Source organism: Achromobacter veterisilvae (assembly GCF_900496975.1).
GTDB classification, from domain to species: domain Bacteria; phylum Pseudomonadota; class Gammaproteobacteria; order Burkholderiales; family Burkholderiaceae_B; genus Achromobacter; species Achromobacter veterisilvae.
Genome location: NZ_UFQC01000005.1, coordinates 138,262 through 153,969, shown reverse-complemented (window position 1 = coordinate 153,969; position 15,708 = coordinate 138,262). Strand labels below are relative to the sequence as shown.

Here is a 15,708-nt window from a genome sequence, read left to right as displayed (position 1 = left end):
CGCTGCAATACAATTCGCCGTCCCCGCCGGCGGCACGGCGGCTTTGGTCGGAACTCGGGTGGAAGCCTATGGGAAAGCAGGTCATCGTCCTCGGCGCGGGCATCGTCGGAGTGTGCTGCGCGCTCGAACTGTTGCGCCGGGGCATGTCGGTCACCTTGGTAGACCGGCAGGAACCCGGGCGCGAAACCTCGCTGGGCAACGCCGGCGTGATCGCCCGCAGTTCGCTCATGCCCTTCAACCACCCCGGCCTGTGGGCGCAGTTGCCGCGGCTCCTGAAAAACGACACCGTCCAGTTCCGATACCGCTGGCGCTACCTGGCGAAGAACCTGGGCTGGGCGGCGCGCTTCCTCCTGAACGCCCGGCCCTCGGTCTTCCAGGAGACCGTGGCGGCACTGGACGGCCTGATCCGCCTGTCCGCGCCCGAGCACCTGCGCCTGCTGGCCGAGTCCGGGGCCTCGCGCCGGCTGCGCGACACGGGCTGGATGCTGCTGTACCGGTCGGAACAGGCCTGGAAGGGCAGCGAACTGGCGTGCCGGACGTATGCGCGGCACCAGGTCCCGACCCAGGCCCTGAACGCCGCCGAACTGGCCGAACTCGAACCCGCCCTGGCGCCGATCTTCCCCCGGGCCCTGTGGATCCAGGGCTCGTATTCCGTCGACGATCCGCACGAAGTGGCCGCCGCCTATGCCGCCCTGTTCCGCCGCCAGGGCGGCGCGTTCACGCGCATGTCGGCCAGCGCCATCCGCCGCGACGGGCAGCGCTGGACGATCCAGGGCGGACAGGGATCCGCGGCGCTGTCGGCGGACCGGCTGGTCGTGGCCCTGGGGCCCTGGTCGAAGGAACTGCTGAAGACGGCCGGCATCGACCTGCCCATGGCCTTCGAGCGGGGCTATCACATGCATTACAGCGGACGCGAGGGCGCGGGCCTGTCGCGCCCCGTCCACGACACCGGCGGCGGCTACGTGCTGTCGCCCATGGCGCGCGGCCTGCGCCTGACCACCGGTGTGGAACTGGATGACTGCGACGCGCCGGCCCGTCCGGAACAGCTCGACCTGGCCGAGGCCCGCGCCCGCGAGGCCTTTCCCCTGGACCGGCGCCTGGACCCGGAGGCCTGGCTGGGCCGGCGCCCGACGCTGCCCGACAGCCGCCCGATGATCGGCCAGGCGCCGCGCCACCCCGGCCTGTGGCTGGCGCTGGGCCACCAGCACATCGGATTCAGCACCGCGCCGGGCACGGCCAGGATCCTGGGAGAACTCATGTGCGAGGAAGGCGGCGCGGCGCGCCACGCGGCGTTCCGGCCGGGGCGGTATCTTTGAAGATGCGGGAAGGCAGTGTCTGACACCCGTACGAGATGATTTTGTGGAAGGTGTCTGACACCCGTACGAGATAATTTTGTGCGAGGTGTCTGACACCCGTACGAGATGACCGTCCGGCTGAAGCCGGACTTCCCGGGTGTCTGACACCGGCAAAAGAACGCAATGCTTCGGGTGTCAGACACCCGGGAAGCACCGCGGCAAACCGCAGGTCATCTCGTACGGGTGTCAGACACTGCGCACTCAAAGTCACCCCAGCAACAGCGCGTCATCCGAAAGTTTTTCGCCGCGCACGCGCTCGAACATGGCCAGCAGGTCCGGCACGTCCATGCCGCGGCGTTCGTCGCCCGAGACGTCCAGCACCACCTGCCCCTGGTGCAGCATGACCGTGCGCTCGCCCACGTCCAGGGCCTGGCGCATGCTGTGCGTCACCATCATGGTGGTGAGCTGGTTTTCCGACACGATGCGCGCGGTCAGTTGCAGCACGAAGTCCGCGGTGCGCGGATCCAGCGCCGCCGTGTGCTCGTCCAGCAGCAGGATGCGCGACGGCTGCAAGGCCGCCATCAGCAGGCTGACCGCCTGCCGCTGGCCGCCCGACAGCAGGCCGATGCGGTCCGCCAGGCGGTTTTCCAGGCCCAGGCCCAGCGTGGCCAGGCGCTCGCGGAACCCTTCGCGCATCGACGCCTTGACGGCGCGGCTGTAGCCGCGGCGGGCGCCGCGCATCTGCGCCAGCGCCATGTTCTCTTCGATGGTCAGGTCTTCGCAGGTGCCGGCCATCGGGTCCTGGAACACCCGGGCCACGCGGCCGGCGCGCGCCCACACGGGCTGGCGCGTGACGTCCACGCCGTTGATGTCGATGCGGCCGGAATCGACCGGCAGGTCGCCCGAGACCGCGTTGAGGAACGTGGACTTGCCGGCGCCGTTGGAACCGATGACGGTCACGAACTGGCCCGACGGAATCTCCAGCGACAGGCCGCGCAAAGCGCGCGTCTCGATGGGCGTCCCCGCGTTGAAGGTAATTTTCAAGTCTTTGGCGGACAACATTTCAGTACTCCATTGTGCAGTCGCGGCACCCGCGCCGCACGAATCCAATGCAACTCGACCCAGGCCGCCGCGGAGCCGGCTTTGCCGGTCCGCCGGTGGCGCCCCTTGAGAGGGGGAGCGCCGCGGGCGCTTCGGGGGAGAGCCTCATCCGGGGCCTCACCTCTTGCCGACCAGGCGGCGCTTGAGCATCGGGATCACCAGGGCGATCGTGACCAGCACCGCGGTGACGAGGTTCAGGTCCTGCGCCTTCAGGCCGATGAAATCGCTGTTGAGGGCCAGCGCGATGAAGAAGCGGTAGACGATGGCGCCGATGATGACGGCCAGTGTCGCCAGCACCAGCTTGCGCGACGGCAGGATGCTTTCGCCCACGATCACCGCGGCCAGGCCGATCACGATGGTGCCGATGCCCATGGAAATGTCCGAGCCGCCCTGGGTCTGCGCGAACAGCGCGCCCGCCATGGCGACCAGCGCGTTGGACAGCGCCATGCCGCCGAGGATCATGCGGCCGGTGTTCACGCCCTGGGCGCGGGCCATGCGGCCGTTGGAACCGGTGGCGCGCACGGCCAGCCCGGTCTGCGTGGCGAAGAACCAGTCCAGCGCGAGCTTGGCCAGGACCACGATGACGGCCAGGATCAGCGGACGGGCGACGTAGTCCGACAGCCACTCCGGCTGCAGGATGGTGAAGACGGTGGATTCGGTGATCAGCGGCACGTTGGGCTTGCCCATGATGCGCAGGTTGACCGAGTACAGGGCGATCATCATCAGGATGCTCGCCAGCAGGTCCATGATCTTCAGCTTCACGTTCAGCCAGCCGGTGACCAGGCCGGCGGCGGCGCCGGCGATCGTGGCGGCGACGGTGGCCAGGAACGGGTCCATGCCCGACGCGATCAGCGTGGCACAGACGGCCCCGCCCAGCGGGAAGCTGCCGTCAACGGTCAGGTCCGGGAAGCGCAGCAGGCGGAACGAGATGAACACACCCAAGGCCACCAGGCTGAAGATCAGGCCGATCTCCAGTGCGCCCAACAACGAAAACAATGACATGGGTCAAATCCAGATAAGGTAGGTAAGAAACGAGCATGTTAAAGAGTTGAAACGTCGGACTTCTTGCGTTTAGGGGTCAGTTTTACCCCAGCTTTCGCAATAAACGTTTCCCAACCCGCGATTTTCCCTCGTTTCCTGCCAAAGCGTCCGCACGCCGGGAAAAACCGCCGGCGGGCGTCCGCGAGACCCTTCAGGAAGCAGAAACGCCGGGCGCCGCGCCGCGAGGACGGGCCGCCAGGCCATTCAAGACCAGCACATCGCGCCGGGCCGCGGGCATCTCGTGAACGCTGCCGCCCTGAGGAACTTGGGTCAGACAAAAACTCAAGAAAAACCCCGCTCACGCCGGGTAGGCATGGCGGGGCGGGTACGGCGTCGGTTTACTTGACGACCACCGCGGCGGACTTGACCAACGCGTCGGGCAGGGTCACGCCCTGCTTGGCGGCGGCGCCCGGATTCACGTAGAGCTCCAGCTTGGAACTCGTTTCCGAGGGGATGGCGCCCGGCTTCTCGCCCTTGAGGATGCGCACCACGATCTTGCCCGTCTGCACGCCGAGGTCGCGGTAGTTGATGCCCAGGGCGGCGATGCCGCCGCGCTTGACGCTGTCGGTGTCGGACGCGATCAGCGGGATCTTGGCGTCGTTGCCGACCTTGACCAGCGATTCATAGGCCGACACGACGTTGTTGTCCGTGTTGGTGTAGATGACGTCGACCTTGCCGATCAGGCTGCGGGCCGCGGAGGCCACGTCCACGGAGCGCGGCGCGGCGGCCTCGACCAGGCTCATGCCGGACTTGGGCAGGATCTCCTGGAGCTTCTTCACGACCACGACCGAGTTGGCCTCGCCCGGGTTGTAGACCATGCCCACGCGCTTGGCGTTGGGAACGATCTTCTTGATCAGTTCGACCTGCTTGTCCAGCGCCAGCAGGTCCGACACGCCGGTCACGTTGGTGCCCGAGGCGTCCATGCTGGAAACCAGTTGGGCGGCGACCGGATCGGTGACGGCGGAATACACCACCGGCACGTCCTTGGTGGCGGCCACGACGGCCTGGGCCGACGGGGTGGCGATCGCGACGATGGCGTCGGGCCTGTCGCCCACGAACTTGCGGGCGATCTGCGCGGCGGTGCCGTTGTTGCCCTGCGCGCTCTGGTATTGCCACTTCAGGTTCTTGCCCGGCTCGTAGCCGGCTTGCTTGAGGGCGTCCTGCACCCCGTCACGCACGGCGTCCAGCGCCGGGTGCTCGACAATGGCGGTGACCGCCACCGACTTCTGCTGCGCCGCCACGGGCGCGGCGATAGCCATCGCCAATGCCATGGCGCCAACCGTCAGAAAATGTTTTTTTCCGATCAGCATAGGTAAGCTCCTTGAACCCTTGGTATTTATCCATTATTACGGCGCCGCCGGAGGCTCCCCGCCGGCCGGTCCCGCCATAAAGCCGTATAGTCTAACTTGCCGCCAAGCAAAATGACTTTGGGGGGAATCCCTGTGGTGGTGCATGCCGTCCGCCCCCCCTTCCAGCAGGTATCCCAGCATCCAGAGGCCTCACCATGATCAAACGCGCATTGGGCCGTTCCGGCCTGCAGGTTCCCCCGCTCACCTTCGGCGGCAACGTCTTCGGCTGGACCGTGGACGAAGCCGGCACCTATTCCCTGCTGGACGCGCTGGTGGACGCGGGACTGAATTTCATCGACACGGCCGACGTGTATTCCCGCTGGGTCCCGGGCAACCAGGGCGGGGAATCCGAGACGCTGATCGGCAAATGGCTCAAGCGCTCGGGCAAGCGCGACCGCGTGCTCATCGCCACCAAGGTCGGCATGGAGATGGGGCCCGATGCCAAGGGCCTGGCGCCCGCCTACATCCGCCGCGCCCTGGAAGCGTCGCTGGCCCGCCTGCAGACGGACCACATCGACCTGTACCAATCGCACCAGGACGATCCCGACACGCCGCTGACCGACACGCTGGCGGAATACGCCAAGCACATCGAGTCCGGCAAGATACGCGCCATCGGCGCCTCCAACTACACCGCCGTGCGGCTGTCCGAGGCGCTGATCGCCAGCGAACGCCACAGCCTGCCGCGCTACGAAAGCATCCAGCCCGAATACAACCTGTACCGCCGCGAGCCCTTCGAATCCGGACTGCAAAGCCTGGTGAAGACGCAGCAGATGGGCACGATCAACTATTACGCGCTGGCCAGCGGCTTTCTCAGCGGCAAGTACCGCAGCCCCGCGGACGCGGACAAGAGCCCGCGGGGCCGCAAGATCGTCGAGACCTACCTCAACGACCGCGGCTACCGCATCCTGAAGGCGCTGGACGAAGTGTCCGAGGAAGCCGGTTGCACGCCCGCGCAGGCCGCGCTGGCCTGGCAGATCGCCCAGCCCGGCATCACCGCCCCCATCGTCAGCGCCACCTCGCTGGCGCAACTGGACGAACTGGTCAAGGCCGCCAGCCTGGCGCTGACCCACGACCAGTTGGCCAAGCTCAGCCAGGCCAGCGATTGGCGCTGAGGCGCGGCGCGCGCCGGCTGGCGCGCGCCCGCGTCAATCCAGCTTGACGCCCGAGTCCTTCACGACCTTGGCCCAGCGCTCGACTTCGCTGTCGACGAACTTGCCGAACTCGGCGCCCGTCAGCGTCGGCACCGCCGAACCGTTGCCGGTCCAGGTTTCCTTGATCTTCGGCGCGTTCAGGGCCTTGGTGATCTCGGCGCTCATCTTGTCCACCGCCTCCTTGGGCGTCCCGGCGGGCGCCCAGATCGCATACCAGGTCGACACCACGTAGTTCGGCACCCCCGCCTCGGTCGCGGTGGGCACGTCGGGCAGCGACGGCGAGCGTTCGGTGGCGGCCACCGCCAGCGGCGTGATCGAACCGGCGCGGATGTGGCCGGCCGACGAGCCCAGGCCGTCGAACGCCAGGTCCACCTGGCCGCCGATCAGCGCCGACAGCATCGGCCCGGCGCCCTGGTAGGGAACGTCCACCAGCTTGATGCCCGTCTGCATCGCGAACAGCTCACCCGCCAGATGGTGCGTGCTGCCCTTGCCCGCCGTGCCGAAGTTGATTTCCCCGGGACGCGTCTTGGCGTAGGCGATGAGTTCCTGGACGGTCTTCACCGGCAGCTTGCCCTGGTTGATGACGATTACCTGCGGCGGCTGGGCGACGAGCGCGACCGGGACGAAATCCTTCTGGATGTCGTAGTTCAGGCTCTTGTACAGCGAAGGGGCCAGCGCATGGTGGGCGCCGCCCATGAAGAAGGTGTAGCCGTCGGGCCTGGCCTTGGCCGCGACCCCGGCGCCCACGGTCCCGCCCGCGCCGCCCTTGTTGTCGATGACCACCGTCTGGCCCAGTTGCGTGGTCAGTTGCTGGGCCAGCGGGCGGGCGAAGGTGTCCGTGCCGCCCCCGGCGGGGAAAGGCACGATCAGCGTGATCGGACGCTCGGGCCATTGCGCGGCGGCGGCGCCGCCGAAACCCGTGGCGAACACGGCGAAGACGGCCGCGGCGGTAGTGCGATATTTCATGTTGTCTCCTCTTGCTGCAGCATGGGGACGGCGCGGTTCTATTGCGTCTCGTCTCTTGAATTTCTTATTGAATGAAGCTGCTCGGGCTTGGGTGGAATGTCTGGGAATGGGCTCCTGGAAAATGGGGTTGCCCCGCTGTCCGCGGGCGTCGCGCTTGCCTGCCCGCGGCGAAGGCCGCGCCCCCGGTAAGGGAGGCGGCCGCCGCGGGCTCAGAGCGCCTGGTAGGTTTCGCGCAGCACGTTCTTCTGGACCTTGCCCATGGTGTTGCGCGGCAGTTGGTCGATGATGTGCACGCGCTTGGGCACCTTGAAGTTGGCGATGCGCGCCTTCAGTTCGGCCTGCATGGCGGCCGCGTCCAGCGCCGCGCCTTCCTTGGGCACCACCACGGCCACCACCGCCTCGCCGAAATCGGCATGCGGCACGCCGATGACCGCGGACTCGGCCACGCCGGGCATGTCGTCGATCAGCGTCTCGATTTCCTTCGGATAGACGTTGTACCCGCCCGAGATGATCAGGTCCTTGCTGCGGCCCACGATGGACAGGTAGTCGGCGGGCACGTCGCGCCCCGCGGATTCGCCGCCCCAGCGGCCCACGTCGCCCGTCTTGAACCAGCCGTCGTCGGTGAATTCCTCGCGGGTCTTCTCCGGCATGCGCCAATAGCCCGAGAACACATTGGGCCCGCGCACCTGCACGTTGCCGATCTCGCCCGGAGCCTGCGCGATGCCGGCATCGTCCACCACGCGCACCTGCACGCCCGGCAGGGCGCGGCCCACGGTGCCGGCCAGGCGCTCGCCCAGCCCCGGATCGTAGGGGTTGGAGGTCAGCATGACGGTTTCGCTCATGCCGTAGCGTTCCAGGATGGCGTGGCCGCTGCGCTTCTGGAAATCCGAGAAGGTCTCGGCCAGCAAGGGGGCCGAGCCCGAAATGAACAGGCGCATATTCGCGCAGACTTCGCGGCCGAAGCGGGGGTCCGCCAGGAGGCGAACGTAATAGGTGGGCACGCCCATCATCACCGTGCTCTGCGGCAGGTAGCGCAGGGCCAGGTCGGCGTCCAGCTTGGGCAGCCAGATCATCTTCGCGCCGGCCAGCAGCGCGCCGTGCGACGCCACGAACAGGCCGTGCACGTGGAAGATGGGCAGCATGTGCAGCAGCACGTCGTCCTTGCGCCAGCCCCAGTAGTCGTTCAGCACTCGGGCGTTGGCGGCCAGGTTGCCGTGCGACAGCATCGCGCCCTTGCTGCGCCCGGTGGTGCCGGACGTGTACAGGATCGCGGCCAGGTCGTCGGGCTGGCGCGCCACGGTCTTGAAAGTCTGCGGCAGACCCCCGGCGGCGTCGAGCAGGCTGCCGCTGCGGTCTTCGTCCAGCGTGTAGACGTGCGCGCAGCCGGCGCGGTCGGCGGCGCGCTTCACCCATTCCAGGTTCTTGCCGGAGCAGACCACCACGGCGGGCTCGGCGTTGCCCAGGAAGTACTCGATTTCCGATTCGCGGTAGGCGGTGTTCAGCGGCAGGTACACCAGGCCCGCGCGCAGCGTGGCCAGGTACAGCATCAGGGCTTCCGGCGACTTTTCGACCTGCACCGCCACGCGCGATCCGGCCGGCAGGTCCAGCGAGGCCAGCAGGTTGGCCAGGCACGCGGTGGCGCGATCGATGTCGTCCCAGGTGTATTGCAGGTCGGGCGTCTCCAGCGCGACTTTGCGGCGGTCTTTGGGAAAGCCGCCTTGCAGGACAGCATATAGATTGGCGTTGCTCACCTTGTCTAGTCTCCGGAAAAGGAAGGGTCTACGCCGGCCAGGAAGGCGCGCACGCCCTCCTTGTGGTCCCGGCTTTCGGCGTAAGAGAAGTAATCCCGATATTCGTCCTCGGTCAAGGCCCCGCCCGAGGCGAGCCTGCGGGACAGGCGCTTGTTGATGCGGGCGGCAAGCGGCGCGCCCCGCGCGATGCGGTCGGCGCTCTGGCGGGCGGCGCCGGCCACCTCGCCGTCGGCCACGATGCGGGTCAAGAGGCCCAGTCCGCGCGCTTCTTCGGCGCCGAACACGCGTCCTTCCAGCAAGATGGCCAGGGTGGCGGCGCGCCCGGCCAGCGCCAGCAGGCCGCTCATTTCGTCGGGCGCCATGGGAAACCCCAGCCGGTTGATCGGCACGCCGAAGCGCGCCGAACTGCCCGCGATGCGCAGGTCGCACTGGCTGGCGATTTCCAGGCCGCCGCCCACGCACACCCCCTCGATCTGGGCCACCACGGGCTGCGGGCACTGCGCGACCGCCCGCAGCGCCGGCGCCAGCACCTCGCGGTGGTAGCGCTGCACGCCCGCCATATCGGCGCGCTGGGCGGGAAATTCGCGGATGTCGGCGCCCGCGGCGAAATTGCCGCCTTCGCCGCGCACGATGACGCAGCGCACGGCGTCGTCGTCCGCGATGCGCTCGAACACCTCGCGCAATTCCTGCCACATGCCCACCGTGATCGCGTTCAGGCGCCCCGGGTGCGATAGCGTCACCCAGGCCAGATGCCCCTCGCGCTCCAGCAGCACGCGGCCAGCCACCTCTTCCGTCATGTCCCCTGCCCTTTTATCTTGTCGTTCCGCCGCCGATCCGGCGCTATGCCACGCGCCCCACACCCCGGCTGACCTGGGGCTTGCCTTCGCCCAGCCGGGCGAGGTTGGCGTCCAGTTCATCCAGGTCGTAGAGATAGTTGACCATCATGGCGCAGGACTGCTTGAGCCCCTTGGCCGAGGTGTCCGCCGCCCAGTTGAGCCGCTCGATGCGCGCGCCGTTGCCCAGGTGGAACCGCGCCACCGGATCCACCGGCAGCCCGTTCTTCATGGATTGCAGGTAGCTGGCCGCCAGGCGGAAACCCGCCCGCCTGACTACGTCCGGCGCCTTGCCCTGGGCCGCCCTGGACAGGCGCGCGACCCAGCGCTGCCCATCGGGCACGCCCTCGCGCTTGCGGGTCTTGGCGCGGACCTTGTCCTCGCGCACGATGGCTTCGACCGCCTCCGCGTCCAGCTTGCCCAGCCAGTCCGCGAAGCCGGGGATCGGCGACAGGGTGGCGAAGGACTTGAGCTTGGGCAGTTCGTCCAGCAATTGCTCGACCACGCGCTTGAGCAGGAAGTTGCCGAAGCTGATGCCCTTCAGGCCGGGCTGCGTGTTCGAAATGGAATAGAAGATGGCCCAGCGCGCCTTGTCCAGGTCCTGCGGCGGCAGCGTGCTGTCCAGCAGCACCTGCACGTCGTCGGCCATCTGGCTGGCGAAGGCCACTTCCACGAAGATGAGCGGCACCCCGGGCATCTGCGGATGGAAGTAGGCGTAGCAGCGGCGGTCCGGCGACACGCGGCGGCGCAGGTCGTCCCAGGACTTGATCTCGTGGACGGCCTCGTAGAGGATCAGCTTTTCCAGCAGCGAGGCCGGCGAATCCCAGGTCAACGGACGCAATTCCAGCAGGCCCACGTCGAACCAGGCGGACAGCAGGCCTTCCAGGTCCTTGTCCAGCGCCTGGATGCCCGACACCTGCTTGCGCCAGCGCAGCATGTCCGCGCGCAATTCCACCAGGAAGCGCAGCCCCTGGGGCTGGGCGTTGAAGCGCTTGAAAAGGCGCGCGCCCTCGGCGCCGCCGTCGGGGAACGCGCCGCGCGCCTGCGCCAGCGCGGCCAGCATCAGCCGGCGGTCCTTGCCGTCCGCGGCGCCGTACAGTTCGCACCAGCGGCGCGCCAGCTTGTTGGCGGCCACGTCGGTCAGGCGCGCCTCGAACAGGCGCCGGACTTCGGATTCGCTGGGCAGGCGGCCGCGTTCCCACAGGCGGCCGAGCCGGGTGATCAGGCCGGCGCTCTCAGCCGCGGCCGCCGCATCGGGGGTATCGGCCTCGGGCTCAGGCGTGCGCGCGCCGCGCGCGGGAGCGAGATTGACGGGTCCGGACATGGGCGGGCTCCTCGATGACGATGGGTGCTGACGACGCCGGATCGCCGGCGTCCGCGTGGCTCAATGCGCGCAGCGCTTCCAACTGCCGCATCAGGTGGGTGTGCGCGAGCGCCTGGGCGGCTTCGCAGTCGCGCGCCTTCAGCGCCGCGAAAATGGCCAGGTGCTCGGCGCAGGACTGCTGGATCCGGCCCGGCTGCGACAGGCTGCGGTGGCGCGACAGGCTCAGCACCTTGCGCAGGTTGCCGACCACGTCCGACAGCCACTGGTTGCCGGCCAGGGCCTGCACCGCTTCGTGGATCAGGTAGTTGGTTTTGTAGTAGGCGTCGATGCGCCCGGCCTCGGCATGGCCCGCCAGGGCGGCATGCAGCGGTTCCAGCGCGGCCAGTTGTTCGTCGCTGGCCTTGCGCGCGGCCTCGAAGGCGCAGCGCCCTTCCAGCATGGCCATCAGCGGGAAGATGTCTTCCAGGTCTTGCGCGGACAGTTCGTTGACGAAACAGCCGCGCCGGGGCTCCAGCCGCACCAGCCCTTCGGTGGCCAGCACCTTCAGCGCCTCGCGCAGCGGCGTGCGGGAAATGCCCAGCTCGCCCGCCAGGCGCAGTTCGTCGATCCATTCGCCATTGCGCAGGGAGCGCGCGTGGATCATGCCGCGCAGGCGGTCGGCGACTTCCAGGTAGAGGGCTTGCCGGACGATGGGTAGGGTCATGGGACGATGGCCGGCGGGCTTGCCGCCGCCCGCTGTAATTCATAATTATGAATAAGCCCATGATAGGTCCGGTCCGGAAGAAAGGTAAACCCCCTTCCGCCTCCGTACCTACCCTAATGGTTCGTCGCCGCCCGGGCGGGCGCCGGTTCTAGAAGTGCAGCATGCCGTCCACGGCGTGGCGCGTCAGCGAACGCGCCCAGCGCCGCGCCGGCAGGCCGTAGCGGGCCTCGACCACCGCGGCCCTGCCCAGCAACTGGGCCGGCGAGATCGCCAGGCGCGGGCCGGAAAACGCCAGCACGATCTGGTTGCCGGCGTCGATTTCAGGCAGCAGCACCACGCGGTCGTCGAAGGCCTTGGACAGGTTGTCGATGTTCTTGCCGAAGCTTTCATGGCGGCCGAACAGATTCACCGCCAGCACGCCCACCTCGCCCAGCACGCGGCGGCAGTCCCGGTAGAACTTCACGCTGTCGCGCACCGGCCCTTCGGCCGAGGCGTCGTAGAGGTCCACCATCAGCACTGGGCAGCGCCCCGCGTTCAGCGGATCCGCCACCCAGGCGCCGGCGTCGGCGTGCTCGACCTCGAGCCGGTTGGACCCGGGCAGCCGGAAGAACATATGGCAGGCCGCCGTCACGCGCGGATTCCACTCCACCGCCAGCAGCGGGCTGCGGGTGTGCTTCACGCAGAAACGCGCCAGCGACCCGGCGCCCAGACCCAGCATGCCGATGGCCTCTTCCTTGGGCGGGTCCAGGAACAGCAGCCAGGCCATCATCTGGCCGGTGTATTCCAGCACCAGTTCCGAGGGATTCTTGATGCGCATCGCGCCCTGGACCCATTCGGTGTTGAAGTGCAGATAGCGGACGCCGTCCACCTCGGAAAGAGTCGGCTGGTCGAGTTCGGAAGGAAAGGTCGATTTGTGCATGGCGGGATTGTAGGCCGGACTCCCCGCCCGTCCTAAGCCGCCAGTCCGCCGCCCGCGCCTTCCCAGATCCGCTCCAGCAGTTCCGAGCGGGACGCTTCCGCCTCCAGGCTCGCCGCCAGGCGCAGCACGCGCTTCAGGTAGAGGTGCGCGCCGCATTCCCAGGTCACGCCCAGCGCCCCGTGGACCTGGATGGCGTTCTGCGCCGCGCGCCGGCCGGCCTCGGCCGCCAGCAGGGGCGCGAACAGGCTGTCCCGCTCCGCCGACGCGGCGCCGGCATCGAGCGCGACGGCGGCCGCGACGCCGGCCAGCCGCGCGTCGTCCAGGGCCATCCAGTCGTCGGCCAGGCGGTGCTTGACCGCCTGGTTCGCGCCGATCGCGCGATCGAACTGGCGGCGTTCGCGCGCGTAGGCCGCCGCCGCGTCCAGGGCGGCCGACGCCGCGCCCAGCAATTCGGCGGTCCGCAGCAGGCGCAGCCGGGTGCGCAGCAGCGTCCAGGTTTCCGGGCCGGCCTCCAGGTCCACGCTCTCCAGCACTTCCGGAGAGCGGACCCGCGCCACCGGCATGGTCGGGTCCAGCCCGGCCTCGCCCGCCGCGGGCGCGAGCAATTCCAGCCGCAAGGCGCGGGCGCCCGTCCGGCGCACCGCCAGCGCGCGCACGCCCTCGCCCGCGCCCTCGACGAAGGCCGAGCCGTCGGGCCGCGGGACGGCATCGGCGAAATAGGTGTCGCCCGCCATCATCGCGGCGGCCCATTGCGCGGCGGGTCCGGCCGCGCCCGCCGCGCACAGCGTGGGCAGGACCGCCATGTTGGCCGCCAGCGGCAGGCTCAAAAGGTGCCGCCCGGCGGCTTCGGCCACGATCCAGGCCTCGCGCAGGCCCAGCCCCAGCCCGTCTTGCGACACGGGCGCCAACAGGGCCGGCCAGCCCTGGCCGGCGATCTCGCGCCATTGCGCCAGGCGTGCCGGCAGGGGCCGGGCGGCGGCGGCGCGCGCCGCGGCGGGAGGATGGCGCTCGGCCAGGTAGCGCTGGGCCGCGTCTTGCAGCATGCGCTGGTCTTCGGTCGGGTGCAGGTCCATGGGGATTCAAGCCTTGGGCAGGCCGAGCATCTGCTCGGCGACGATGTTGCGCTGGATCTCCGAAGTGCCAGCCAGAATGGTTTCGGCGCGCGACCACAGGTAGGCATGCACCAGGCCGGCGGCCCCCGGGACGGCCGTCGCTTCCGCCAGGCAGGCCTCGTCGCCCAGCAACTGCATCGACAGTTCGAGCAGGCGCTGGTGGGCTTCGCTCCAGTGGATCTTGGTGGAAGAACCCTCCGGGCCGGGCGGATCGCCGCGCATGGCGCCGGCCAGCGCGCGCTGCGATTTCAGCGCCAGCACGTGGCTGTCGGCGGCCAGCCGCGCCCAGCGGTGGCGCACGTCGGCCGAGGACGCCGGCACGCGGCCGTAGGCGTCGGCGCACAGCGCCAGTTCGCGCACCTGCCGCAATTCCTGCGCGAACCGCACCAGCCGCGGGATGAAGTAGGTGCCGCGCTCGAAGCCGGCCGCGGCCATGGCGATCCTCCAGCCCTGGTTTTCCTCGCCCAGCAGGTCCTCGCCGGGCACGAACACGTTCTCGAAAAACACTTCGCAGAACTCGGCCTCGCCCGTGAGCTGGCGGATGGGCTCCACGCGCACGCCGGGGCTGCGCATGTCCACGAGCAGGAAGCTCAGTCCCTTGTGCCGCGACGCCCGCGGATCCGTGCGCGCCAGCACGAAGCACCGCTGCGCCCGGTCCGCGAACGAGGTCCAGATCTTGTGGCCGTTCAGGAGGTAGCCGCCCGGCGCCGGCTCCGCCCGCGCGCGCACCGAGGCCAGGTCGGAACCGGCGCCCGGTTCCGAATAGCCCTGGCACCAGATCTCGCGGTTGGACAGGATGCCGGGCAGGAAGCGGCGCTTCTGCGCCTCGGTGCCGAAATGCAGCAGCGTCGGCGCAAGAATGCCGTGCCCGATCAGGTTCACGCCCAGCGGCGAGCCGCAGCGCGCATGCTCTTCGTGGAACACCGCCTGCCGCGACAGCGGCAAGGCGCGTCCGCCGTGTTCCGTGGGCCAGCCCAGCCCCGACCAGCCGTTGGCGCAAAGGGTGTCTTCCCAGGCGCGCCGGAAATCCAGGTTGCGCGGATCGGCCCCGCCCGGCCAGCCGCGGACGAAGCCGGCATAGGCCCGCTCCAGCCAGGCGCGCAAGTCCTGGCGGAACGCCTCGTCGTCCGCCGCGGCGGTTTCCAACTGGGTCATGCCGTCACTCCAGGCGGATGTTCGACTCGCGCGCGACCTTGGCCCAGGTCGCGACGTCCTGGCGGATGAACTCGCCGAAGGCCTTGGGGTCGCTGCCGATGATGTCCAGCCCCAGCCCCACGAACTGCGCCTTGACGTCGGGCTGCTCCAGGATCTGCGCCAGGTTCTTGTAGAGCTTGTCCACCACCGGCTGCGGCGTGCGGGCGGGCGCCACCAGGCCCAGCCAGGGCATGGCGGAATAGCCGGGCAGGCCCGAGGCCGCCACGGTCGGCAGGTCCGGGACCGAGGCCGAAGGCTGGGCCGTGGTCACCGCCAGCACGCGCAGCTTGCCGTCCTTCACGAAGGGGCCAGACGACGCCCAGGCGTCGAACATGACCTGCAGGCGGCCCGCCACCAGATCGTTCAAGGCCGGCGCGCTGCCCTTGTACGGGATGTGCGCCATCTGCACGCCCGCCATGCTGTTGAACAGTTCGGCCTCCAGGTGGGTGGAGCTGCCGGTGCCCACCGAGCCATAGCTGACCTTGCCGGGATTCGCCTTCAGGTAGGCGATGAGCTCGCCCACGTTCTTGGCGGGAACCGACGGATGCACTTCCAGCACGTGCACCACCGAGGCCACCTGGCTGACGGGCGTGAAGTCCTTGATGGGGTCGTAATTGACCTTGGCGTAGATGCTGGGCGCGATGCCCAGCGAAGACGCCGCCATCAGCAAGGTGTAGCCGTCGGGCTCGGCGCGCGAGACGTAGTCGGAGGCGATCATCGTGCCGCCGCCCGGCTTGTTCTCCACGATCACCGGCTGGCCCAGCCTGGCGCCGAGCTTCTCCGCCAGCAGGCGGCTCATGATGTCGGTCGCGCCGCCCGGCGAGAACGGCACCACGATGCGCACGGGGCGGTTGGGGTAGTTGTCCTGGGCCAGCGCCGGGCCGCTCGCGCCGATGCAGGCCAGCGCCACGCCGGCCAATAGTCTCTTCATCATCATGCTTGTCTCCTCCTGGGATTGCGTTGCGCTCG

The 15,708-nt window shown here is 69.0% G+C and carries 14 protein-coding genes; 2 read left to right on the top strand and 12 right to left on the bottom strand.

The features are described 5' to 3' along the window. The first annotated feature begins 68 nt into the window (after nucleotides 1–68). Nucleotides 69–1,316, top strand: a complete 1,248-nt coding sequence (locus AVE30378_RS06220; protein WP_129239893.1) for an NAD(P)/FAD-dependent oxidoreductase — start codon at nucleotides 69–71, stop codon at nucleotides 1,314–1,316. Nucleotides 1,317–1,562: 246 nt separating this feature from the next. On the opposite strand, the gene AVE30378_RS06215 is transcribed toward AVE30378_RS06220, so the two are convergent. The 3 genes from AVE30378_RS06215 to AVE30378_RS06205 form a co-directional block, all read right to left on the bottom strand. Further along, nucleotides 1,563–2,357 (bottom strand): ABC transporter ATP-binding protein, encoded by a 795-nt coding sequence (locus AVE30378_RS06215; protein WP_129239892.1) that lies wholly within the window; start codon nucleotides 2,355–2,357, stop codon nucleotides 1,563–1,565. A gap of 156 nt (nucleotides 2,358–2,513) precedes the next feature. Next, on the bottom strand, nucleotides 2,514–3,398 hold the full coding sequence (locus tag AVE30378_RS06210) for an ABC transporter permease (protein WP_129239891.1): 885 nt from the start codon (nucleotides 3,396–3,398) through the stop codon (nucleotides 2,514–2,516). Nucleotides 3,399–3,775: 377 nt separating this feature from the next. After that, nucleotides 3,776–4,747: an ABC transporter substrate-binding protein gene (locus AVE30378_RS06205; protein WP_129239890.1), complete on the bottom strand. Its 972-nt coding sequence runs from the start codon at nucleotides 4,745–4,747 to the stop codon at nucleotides 3,776–3,778. A gap of 194 nt (nucleotides 4,748–4,941) precedes the next feature. On the opposite strand from AVE30378_RS06205, the gene AVE30378_RS06200 reads away from it, so the two are divergent. Further along, on the top strand, nucleotides 4,942–5,898 hold the full coding sequence (locus tag AVE30378_RS06200) for an aldo/keto reductase (protein WP_129239889.1): 957 nt from the start codon (nucleotides 4,942–4,944) through the stop codon (nucleotides 5,896–5,898). 33 nt (nucleotides 5,899–5,931) lie between these two features. Here AVE30378_RS06200 and AVE30378_RS06195 read toward each other — a convergent pair whose 3' ends face one another. The 9 genes from AVE30378_RS06195 to AVE30378_RS06155 all read right to left on the bottom strand — a co-directional run bounded on the left by AVE30378_RS06195 (nucleotide 5,932) and on the right by AVE30378_RS06155 (nucleotide 15,673). After that, nucleotides 5,932–6,903: a Bug family tripartite tricarboxylate transporter substrate binding protein gene (locus AVE30378_RS06195; RefSeq protein WP_129239888.1), complete on the bottom strand. Its 972-nt coding sequence runs from the start codon at nucleotides 6,901–6,903 to the stop codon at nucleotides 5,932–5,934. Nucleotides 6,904–7,112: 209 nt separating this feature from the next. Continuing rightward, complete coding sequence (locus AVE30378_RS06190; protein ID WP_129239887.1) at nucleotides 7,113–8,654, bottom strand: malonate--CoA ligase; 1,542 nt, start codon at nucleotides 8,652–8,654, stop codon at nucleotides 7,113–7,115. A 5-nt stretch (nucleotides 8,655–8,659) separates the two neighbouring features. After that, entirely contained in the window at nucleotides 8,660–9,451 is a 792-nt protein-coding gene (locus tag AVE30378_RS06185) for an enoyl-CoA hydratase/isomerase family protein (RefSeq protein WP_129239886.1), read from the bottom strand. Between the two features lie 43 nt (nucleotides 9,452–9,494). After that, nucleotides 9,495–10,811 (bottom strand): malonyl-CoA decarboxylase domain-containing protein, encoded by a 1,317-nt coding sequence (locus AVE30378_RS06180; protein WP_165360106.1) that lies wholly within the window; start codon nucleotides 10,809–10,811, stop codon nucleotides 9,495–9,497. After that, nucleotides 10,762–11,514 (bottom strand): GntR family transcriptional regulator, encoded by a 753-nt coding sequence (locus tag AVE30378_RS06175; protein WP_129239885.1) that lies wholly within the window; start codon nucleotides 11,512–11,514, stop codon nucleotides 10,762–10,764. Before AVE30378_RS06175 ends, AVE30378_RS06180 begins: the two co-directional genes overlap by 50 nt. Nucleotides 11,515–11,662: 148 nt before the next feature. Further along, nucleotides 11,663–12,433 carry a class I SAM-dependent methyltransferase gene (locus AVE30378_RS06170; RefSeq protein ID WP_129239884.1) on the bottom strand — a complete coding sequence of 257 codons (771 nt, stop codon included), beginning with the start codon at nucleotides 12,431–12,433 and terminating at the stop codon, nucleotides 11,663–11,665. 32 nt (nucleotides 12,434–12,465) lie between these two features. Beyond that, on the bottom strand, nucleotides 12,466–13,506 hold the full coding sequence (locus AVE30378_RS06165) for an acyl-CoA dehydrogenase family protein (RefSeq protein WP_129239883.1): 1,041 nt from the start codon (nucleotides 13,504–13,506) through the stop codon (nucleotides 12,466–12,468). Between the two features lie 6 nt (nucleotides 13,507–13,512). Further along, nucleotides 13,513–14,700 carry an acyl-CoA dehydrogenase family protein gene (locus AVE30378_RS06160; RefSeq protein ID WP_129239882.1) on the bottom strand — a complete coding sequence of 396 codons (1,188 nt, stop codon included), beginning with the start codon at nucleotides 14,698–14,700 and terminating at the stop codon, nucleotides 13,513–13,515. A 4-nt stretch (nucleotides 14,701–14,704) separates the two neighbouring features. Continuing rightward, nucleotides 14,705–15,673 carry a Bug family tripartite tricarboxylate transporter substrate binding protein gene (locus tag AVE30378_RS06155; RefSeq protein ID WP_129239993.1) on the bottom strand — a complete coding sequence of 323 codons (969 nt, stop codon included), beginning with the start codon at nucleotides 15,671–15,673 and terminating at the stop codon, nucleotides 14,705–14,707. Between the last annotated feature and the right edge of the window lie 35 nt (nucleotides 15,674–15,708).